This is a genomic window from Kribbella rubisoli (assembly GCF_004217145.1).
GTDB lineage: Bacteria > Actinomycetota > Actinomycetes > Propionibacteriales > Kribbellaceae > Kribbella > Kribbella rubisoli.
In genome coordinates this window covers 48218-55483 of the sequence record NZ_SHKR01000001.1, presented here as the reverse complement: position 1 = coordinate 55483, position 7266 = coordinate 48218, and the positions used below count along the sequence as shown (strand labels likewise).

Genomic DNA, 7266 nt, shown 5'->3' with positions numbered 1-7266 from the left:
GGTTCGTTCGGCGGCTTGGGCTGGGTTGGCGGTTCGCTCACCAGCTTGGCCGGGTTGGGCTGGGCTGCCCGCGGGCGCGGTTGCTGTTAGCTCTTGTTGGGGGCGAAGACGAAGCGGGGGCTGCCGGTTTGGGACGGGGTTGTTCGGGTTAGGCCGGCGGATTGCATTACGTGGGCTGAGGCGGTGTTGGTGGGGTGGCATTCGCCCCACAGGGTGGGGATTGCGAGGTCTTGGTGGCAGTAGGCGAGGGCCGCTCTTAGCGCCTCGGTGGCGTAGCCGTGGGAGCGGTGGGCAGGGAGTACGGCGTAGCCGAAGCTCCAGTCGGCTAAGGGGTCGTCGCTGGCGCCTAGGCCTATCCAGCCCACGACTTCTGCGTCGGTTCGGCGGGTGAGGATTAGTTGGGCGTGGGTGCCGTTGCCGGGGTTGTCGGCGTGGGTGTTGACCCAGTCGCGGACGCCTTCGCGGTCCCGGGGACCGTAGTCGTCCATGAAGCGGGCGACGCGAGGGTCGGTCCAGAGGGTGCACAGGGCGGGGTAGTCGGACTCGACCGGCCATCGGAGTGCCAGGCGGTTGGTCAGCACGGGCAGGGGCATCGCTCAACTCCTTGGCGCTCGGAATCTCCCCGGAAGCTACCGGGGAGATTTGCCGGCTGCCACCGATTAATCCAGGTGTTTGATTGCTATCAAACAGATGTACGATGGCGATCTAACAACGGAGATGGGTGGTGGGTCGTGCGCGCATTGGAGCAGCCCTCGGCGGACGGACCTGGAGACATACGGCTGGTCGAGGTAGAGGCGCCAAGAGCTGCGGCGGGAGAAGTGTTGGTGCGGGTGGGCGCCGCAGGGGTGAACTTCGCGGATGTGATGCAGACGCGGGGGACGTACGACGGTGGGCCGCGCCCGCCCTACCTGGCCGGATTCGAGGCGGCGGGTGAGGTGGTTGCCGTGGGGAGTGGCGTGACCGACGTGACCGTGGGGGAGCACGTCATCGGGACCGGGTATGGGGCGTTTGCGGAATACATGGTGATGGCTGATTTCGTTGCGGTGCCGGTGGGGTGGGGGGATGAGGAGGCGCTTGGGCTGGTGTTGAACTGGGGGACGGCACTCGCTGCGCTTCGCCACCTAGGGCAACTGACGGTCGGCGACACGGTCCTCATCCACGCGGCCGCGGGTGGTGTCGGACAAGCGGCGGTGCGGATTGCCAAGTACTACGGGGCGACGGTGATCGCGACGGCGTCTGCCTCGAAGCATGGCGTCGTACGACGGCTTGGGGCGGATCGGGTGATTGAGATCGGGGAGTTGCAGGCCGAGGTGAGGGACGGCAGCGTTGATGTCGTTCTCGAGTCGGTGGGTGGTGAGACGTTCCGGCGGAGTATCGAGGTTGCGCGGCGGGTGACGGGGAAGGTCATCGTGATCGGTGCGGCCGCGGGGGAGTCCTCGATCAGCAACTGGGAGTTGAACTTCAAGCATCCGGTGCAGGTGATCGGGCATCACCTCACAACGTTCATCCAGCAAGCGCCGGAGCTGTTCACGGATGTGATGGATGAGCTGGGCCGCCTCATCGACGCGGGTGTGTATCCGCCCGGCAAACCAACTGTCTACGACCTGGCGGACGGGCCGAAGGTGCTTGCTGAGCTCGAAGCCGGCGTCACCGTGGGCAAGCTCGCGCTCAAGCCGTGATCGACTGGGCCACGCGGAAGCCTAGGTCTTCGATCGCGAAGGTCGGATGGGAGCGACGCCGGACCGTCGAGCCGACGGAGCGATCTGTGTCGGCGAAGCCGCCGCCACGGAAGATGCGGTAGGAACCGTAGGCGGAGGGGTCGTACAGATCCCAGCACCACTCCCACACGTTGCCGAGCATGTCGTGCAAACCCCATGCGTTGGCCGCCTTCCCGCCCACGGCGTGCGGCCGCCCACCGGAGTTGCCCGAGTACCAGGCGATCTCGTCGAGCTCCCCATAGCGGTACGCCGGTGTGCCCGCCGTGCAGGCCCATTGCCATTCCGCCTCGGTCGGCAACCGATAGCCCGGCGAAGTCCGATCGCAGCTGACGTCCGAGCCGGAGATCTCGTACGCGGCCGGGAGCCCCGCATCCGCCGACATTTGGTTGCACAGGGCAACTGCGTCGTACCAGCTGACGCCCGTGAGCGGTGTTTCGCCCACAACGACGGGATAACGCCCCAGTCGGAACGCGGGCAGATCGACGTGCCAGCGCCGGTCGACTCGATCGTCACGAAGGAAGATCAGCCCGGCCGGAATCTCAACCAGATCCATCAGTAGAACCGGCGGAGCTTCGGCCACAGTGTGGACCACGGCTCCGCGGGCGTCTCGCACACGAACAGAGTGGCGCCGTCCTCGTCGTTCGAGACGATGGCGTGGATGGTCCCGACCTGTTTGCAGTCCCGGAAGTCCGGCGTCGGCAACATACCGACGAGCAGGACCGGGCCGGTGTTCGTGTCCGGCGGGCGTTCCCAGTCGGCGAAGCTCATGTGACCGGAGTACGCGATCGGCAGGCCGTGCGATGGTCCGTACCGCCGAAGGGCACCGGCCTCGCCGTAGTTGCTGGTAAAGATCGTTGCCGTCGACCGTTCCCCGGGCGGGATCTGCTCCCATGCGGTCGCAACAGACGCGGTGAAGGCCGGCCAGCCGATCTGTTCGCCCTGCTCCTTGTTCACCGGGATGACGAAGTCGGCGGCTGATGCGGGCAGCACCGGCAACGTGAAGACGGCCGAGGTCAGTACCGTCAGCGCCAGACCGATGACAGCCTGGATCCGGTGCTGATCGACCCATCGCAGGGCCGGCTCGCAACCGGCTGCGACGAGGACGAGTAGGAGCGGCAATGCGTAGTACGACTTCCCGCCGGCGAGCAGGACTGCCACGCACAGCACGGGGTAGGCGAGCGCAACGGAGCGGGCCCATTGCAGCTTCTTCCACAGCCGGAGGAACCCGGCAATCCAGATGGGGACCAGGAACGGCGACAGCTGCAGGATCTGCAGCGGGATGAACATGATGCGGTTCTCGGTGCCGTCGTCCTCACTGATCCCGCCTGCAACGGTGAGCTGCGGCCAGCCGTGCTGGAACTGCCAAAGCACGTTCGGCAGCGCGACCACCCCGGCCACGGCGACGCCTGCGAGCAGCCACCACGAGCGCAGTACGCTGCGCGGTCCGACGATCAGCAGCGACACGAGCAGCGCGCCGATCGGCAGCACCACGAGGTACTTGTTCTCCAAGGCGATCCCGGCCGTCAGCCCGAGCGCGAGCCACCAGCGGCCGTCGCCCGTGCGCAGCAGCTTCACCGCGAACAGCCCGATCAGCATCCAGGCGAGCAGGTCGTACGTCGCCGTGGACACCATGTGCCCGACGCCGAGCACGAACCCGGACGCGGCGGTGCAGATCGCGGCCAGCACCTGACCGCGCCGAGCACTGCCGAACTCGCGGGCGAGCAGGGCGACCACGATGATCGTCGCGACGCAGCTCAGCGTCGACAGCACCCGCAGACCCATCACGGTGTCGCCGAAGATCGCGGTCGAGATGCGGGCGATCAGCGGGGTCAGCGGCGGCTGATCGATATACCCCCAGCTGAGGTGCTTGCCGGCGACCATGAAGTAGAGCTCGTCGCGGTGGTAGCCGTAGCGCCCGGAGAGCGCGGTCAGCACGACACCGACAAGCACCGCGAGGCCGACCACGGGCCGAGCAGCGAACGGATGCACCGGAGGGCGGGTCATGCCGGAATGTTGTCAGCCGGAGGGGGTCCCCGCTACTGATTCAGGACCGGCGCCGCGATTCCGCGTGACATGTGTGGCCGGCAGTCCGGGATGATTGGATATGTCAACCAGACAACGGGCGAGGGGGGACACGCAGGTGGCATTGCTGTACGAGCGGATCTGCGCTCACGTCCTGGAGCAGCTCCGGCGCGGCGCCCTCCGGCCGGGGGACCGGGTGCCGTCGGAGATGGAGCTGGCGGCCCAGTTCGGGGTCAGCCGGATCACCTCCAAGCGCGCCCTGGAGGTACTGCGTGAAGCCGGTCTCGTGGAGCGCATCCGCGGCAAAGGCACCTTCGTCGTACGCCGGCTGCCGGACCTCACCGACCTGACCATCCCGCTCCGTCCGACTCCGCGGCGGGAGGCCCGCTCGATCGCGCTCATCGTCCCGGACATGTCCGAGGCGTACGGGCTGGACCTGCTCAACGCGATCGAGGAGCGCTGCGCGGAGTACAACGCCCACCTGGTCGTACGGCGAACCCATGGGCGTCAGTCCGACGAGGAGAAGGCGGTCGACTCGCTCGTAGCCACTGTGGACGGCTTGATCGTGTTCCCGGTGCACGGCGACTTCTACAACGCCAGTCTGCTCCGGCAGGTCCTCGACGGATTCCCAGTGGTCCTCGTAGACAGGCATCTGGCCGGCATCCCGGTGGCCGCCGTACACACAGACAACGTGGCTGCCGCCCGTGCCCTAACGACCCGCCTGCTGGACCAGGGCCATGAACACATTGCCTTCGTCTCGCCACCGCCAGTGAACACGTCCTCGATCGAGGACCGTCTGGACGGCTTTCGCGCGGCGTTCACGGGTCGCGGCCACGCGTACGAGCTGACCGACCTCCGCAGCACCCTGCCCGGATCGACGACCACTGAAAGCGTCAGTGCAGACCTGGACGTCATCCGCGCGTTCCGCGACCGCATGCCGCAGGTGACGGCGTACTTCGCCTGTGAGTACAACCTGGCCCGCATGGTCGACCGGGTCCTGGGCGACCGGGTCGTCGCGTGCTTCGACTCACCGGGCGACTCGATCGGCGGACCGCCGTACCTGCACATCCGGCAGAACCAGACCGAGATGGGGCGTCGCGCCGTCGACCTCCTGCTCGCCCAGCTCCGCGGCGAGGCGGTGCCGAACCTCTCGCTGGTCCCGTTCGAGATTGTCGAGGCAGCACCTGACTTTCGGCAGTAGGGCGAGCTTCTCGCGACTGTGTAGCGTCTACGGCATGAAGTGGCGGCGCCTGGGGGACGTGGGTCTGTGGGCCGTGTTCAGCCTCCTCGTGCTCGCCGAAAGCGGCGCCCGGCAAGATCCGTACTGGTTCCGAGCAGCGTGCATCGCCGTACTGGCGTTTGCCGTCTACGGCCGGCGCAGGTGGCCGCTGGCTGCGTTGGCCGCGGTGGCGTGGGCAGAGATCGTCATACTGGCTCTCGCACTCGGTACGACGAATGGTGTGCAGATCGCACTCGTACCTGCGATCAGCCTGCTGAGCTATCTGGCAGGTCGGCGCGAGACACAGCTCAAGCATTTCGTTCTGCTGTGCAGCTGGTCACTGCTGGGCATGCTCATCCTCGCTCTGACCGTACGACGAGGTGCGCAGGCGACCGAAGCCGTTCTGACGTGGTTGTTGATGCTCCTGCTCGCTCTGCTGCTCGTCGTACTGCCCTGGTTGATCGGGCGGTACCGCGCTCAGCAGGCGCTGCTCGCGACGGCCGGCTGGGAGCGGGCCGAGCGGATCGAGCGCGAGCAGCAGATGGAGATCGACCAGGAACGGCTGCGTGAACGGTCGCGGATCGCCGAGGACATGCATGACTCGGTCGGCCACGAGCTCAGCCTGATCGCACTGCGCGCCGCAGCGCTCGAGCTAGACCCGTCGCTTCCCGACGTACACCGGCGGGCAGCGGGTGAGTTGCGTGAGTCAGCAGCCACTGCGACCGAACGGCTCGGCGAGATCGTCGGCGTACTGCGTGATCAGGAAGCACCGACGATGCCGCACGACGAAACCGTGCGGGCACTGGTGGAACGCGCCGCAGCCTCCGGACTGTCGGTCCAGCTGACCGAGGCCGTCGACGGTGAGCTCTCGCCGATGGTGGATCGCGCAGTGCACCGCGTGGTCCAAGAGTCGCTGACGAACGCGAGCAAACACGCCCCCGGTGCGTCCGTGACAGTCAACGTGACCACTAACAACCAAGACGTCCAAGTCGAGGTCGTAGACACCGGAGCGGCGAGGCCGGTGGCGGCACCATCGGGCGGACGAGGACTGGACGGCCTACGAGAGCGAGTCCGCCTCGCCGGTGGCTCACTGACAGCCGGTCCGCGACCAGACGGCGGCTTTGAAGTCAGAGCGACGATGCCCAGAGCAGGCGGTCGACCGGAGCCCCAGACAACAGCAGTAGAGCGGGCCACGGTACGACGGAGCGTACAGCGCGGGCTGATCACCGCCATCGCCGCACCGCTGCTGCTCGGTGCACTAGTTGGTGCGGTTGCCCTTGGCTACTACCTCGTCGCCGGCTACAGCGCGATCCTGCGACCCGCGCAGTACGACGGACTCGCCATCGGCCAGTCCGAGGCGGACGTGGAGAAGGTGCTGCCACGGATGCAGATGATCGACGCGCCCTCGCAGGGCTACGTCCCGCCGGCCGACTGGAGCTGCCGGTACTACCGTCCAGCCGCTCCGTTCTCCAGCAACTACGTCTACCGGCTGTGCTTCGCCGACGGCGCACTGGTCGCCAAAGCGGTCGTGGCGAGCGGCTCCGTCGCACCAACCCCGGAGGGGAACGGATGATCAGGGTGATGCTCGCCGACGACGAGGCGATGGTGCGGGCCGGAGTCCGCGCGATCCTCGGCACCGACGACGAGATCGAGGTAGTTGCCGAGGCAGCCGATGGGGTGGAGGCCGTCGAAGCGGTACGCCGGCATCGGCCGGATGTCGCTGTACTGGACATCCGGATGCCGCGGATGGACGGACTCGCTGCGGGCGCAGAGATCCGGAAGGCCGTGCCGGAGACTGCGGTCGTCATCCTCACCACGTTCTCGGAGGACGCCTACATCGCCCGTGCGCTCGGCGACGGCGCGAGCGGGTTCCTGCTCAAGTCAGGAGATCCTCGCGAGCTCATCGCCGGGTTGAAGGCCGTGGCCGACGGTGCGGCGTACCTGTCACCCAAGGTCGCGCAGCGAGTGATCGCCGAGCTGAGCGCCGGATCCGGCGGCGGTGCGATGGCCCGGGCAGCCGCCGCGAAGGAGCAGGTCGCCGTACTGAGCCCGCGGGAGCTGGAGGTGCTCGGACTGGTCGGTGCGGGGCTGTCGAACGCCGAGATCGCGGCCCGGCTGTACCTGGTCGAGGGGACCGTGAAGGCCTACGTCAGCGCCGTACTGCTGCGGCTCGGCGTGAAGAACCGGGTCCAGGCCGCGATCGTCGCCCACGAGGCCGGACTGGTCACCTCCTGACCTGTTCGGGTCAGGCCGATGCATGCTCCCCGCCGGTCGGGATACTGGTCTCGGAACGCTCCGGGTGGTGAC

7 protein-coding genes are annotated in these 7266 nt (G+C 67.5%); 4 read left to right on the top strand and 3 right to left on the bottom strand.

The features are described 5' to 3' along the window. Window positions 1-86: 86 nt before the first annotated feature. On the bottom strand, window positions 87-593 hold the full coding sequence (locus EV645_RS00225) for a GNAT family N-acetyltransferase (RefSeq protein ID WP_130438459.1): 507 nt from the start codon (window positions 591-593) through the stop codon (window positions 87-89). A 225-nt stretch (window positions 594-818) separates the two neighbouring features. Here EV645_RS00225 and EV645_RS00220 point away from each other — a divergent pair, with 225 nt between their 5' ends. Beyond that, on the top strand, window positions 819-1679 hold the full coding sequence (locus EV645_RS00220) for a zinc-binding dehydrogenase (RefSeq protein ID WP_242000110.1): 861 nt from the start codon (window positions 819-821) through the stop codon (window positions 1677-1679). Here EV645_RS00220 and EV645_RS00215 read toward each other — a convergent pair. Both EV645_RS00215 and EV645_RS00210 read right to left on the bottom strand, forming a co-directional pair. After that, the gene (locus EV645_RS00215; protein ID WP_130438455.1) at window positions 1669-2271 is read right to left on the bottom strand and encodes a formylglycine-generating enzyme family protein; all 603 of its coding nucleotides are present in this window, start codon (window positions 2269-2271) and stop codon (window positions 1669-1671) included. The two genes, EV645_RS00220 and EV645_RS00215, sit on opposite strands and share 11 nt — an antisense overlap. Beyond that, window positions 2271-3722, bottom strand: coding sequence for an ArnT family glycosyltransferase (locus EV645_RS00210; RefSeq protein ID WP_130438453.1), 1452 nt, complete (start codon window positions 3720-3722; stop codon window positions 2271-2273). Before EV645_RS00210 ends, EV645_RS00215 begins: the two co-directional genes overlap by 1 nt. Window positions 3723-3858: 136 nt before the next feature. Between EV645_RS00210 and EV645_RS00205 the strand changes: the two genes are divergently transcribed. Genes EV645_RS00205 through EV645_RS00195 form a run of 3 tightly spaced genes read left to right on the top strand, consistent with a single transcriptional unit; the run spans window position 3859 to window position 7194 of the window. Further along, entirely contained in the window at window positions 3859-4941 is a 1083-nt protein-coding gene (locus EV645_RS00205) for a GntR family transcriptional regulator (RefSeq protein WP_130438451.1), read from the top strand. Window positions 4942-4975: 34 nt separating this feature from the next. After that, a complete protein-coding gene (locus EV645_RS00200) occupies window positions 4976-6532 on the top strand; it encodes a sensor histidine kinase (protein WP_130438449.1) in 1557 nt (518 codons plus the stop codon). Next, window positions 6529-7194, top strand: a complete 666-nt coding sequence (locus EV645_RS00195; protein WP_130438447.1) for a response regulator — start codon at window positions 6529-6531, stop codon at window positions 7192-7194. Before EV645_RS00200 ends, EV645_RS00195 begins: the two co-directional genes overlap by 4 nt. The last annotated feature ends 72 nt before the right edge of the window (window positions 7195-7266 follow it).

What these genes read in the sequence shown, in the direction of transcription:
- EV645_RS00215 (WP_130438455.1), bottom strand. Translation starts at nt 2,271, where the DNA reads ATGGATCTGGTTGAGATTCCGGCCGGGCTGATCTTCCTTCGTGACGAT.
- EV645_RS00210 (WP_130438453.1), bottom strand. Translation starts at nt 3,722, where the DNA reads ATGACCCGCCCTCCGGTGCATCCGTTCGCTGCTCGGCCCGTGGTCGGC.
- EV645_RS00195 (WP_130438447.1), top strand. Translation starts at nt 6,529, where the DNA reads ATGATCAGGGTGATGCTCGCCGACGACGAGGCGATGGTGCGGGCCGGA.
- EV645_RS00200 (WP_130438449.1), top strand. Translation starts at nt 4,976, where the DNA reads ATGAAGTGGCGGCGCCTGGGGGACGTGGGTCTGTGGGCCGTGTTCAGC.
- EV645_RS00225 (WP_130438459.1), bottom strand. Translation starts at nt 593, where the DNA reads ATGCCCCTGCCCGTGCTGACCAACCGCCTGGCACTCCGATGGCCGGTC.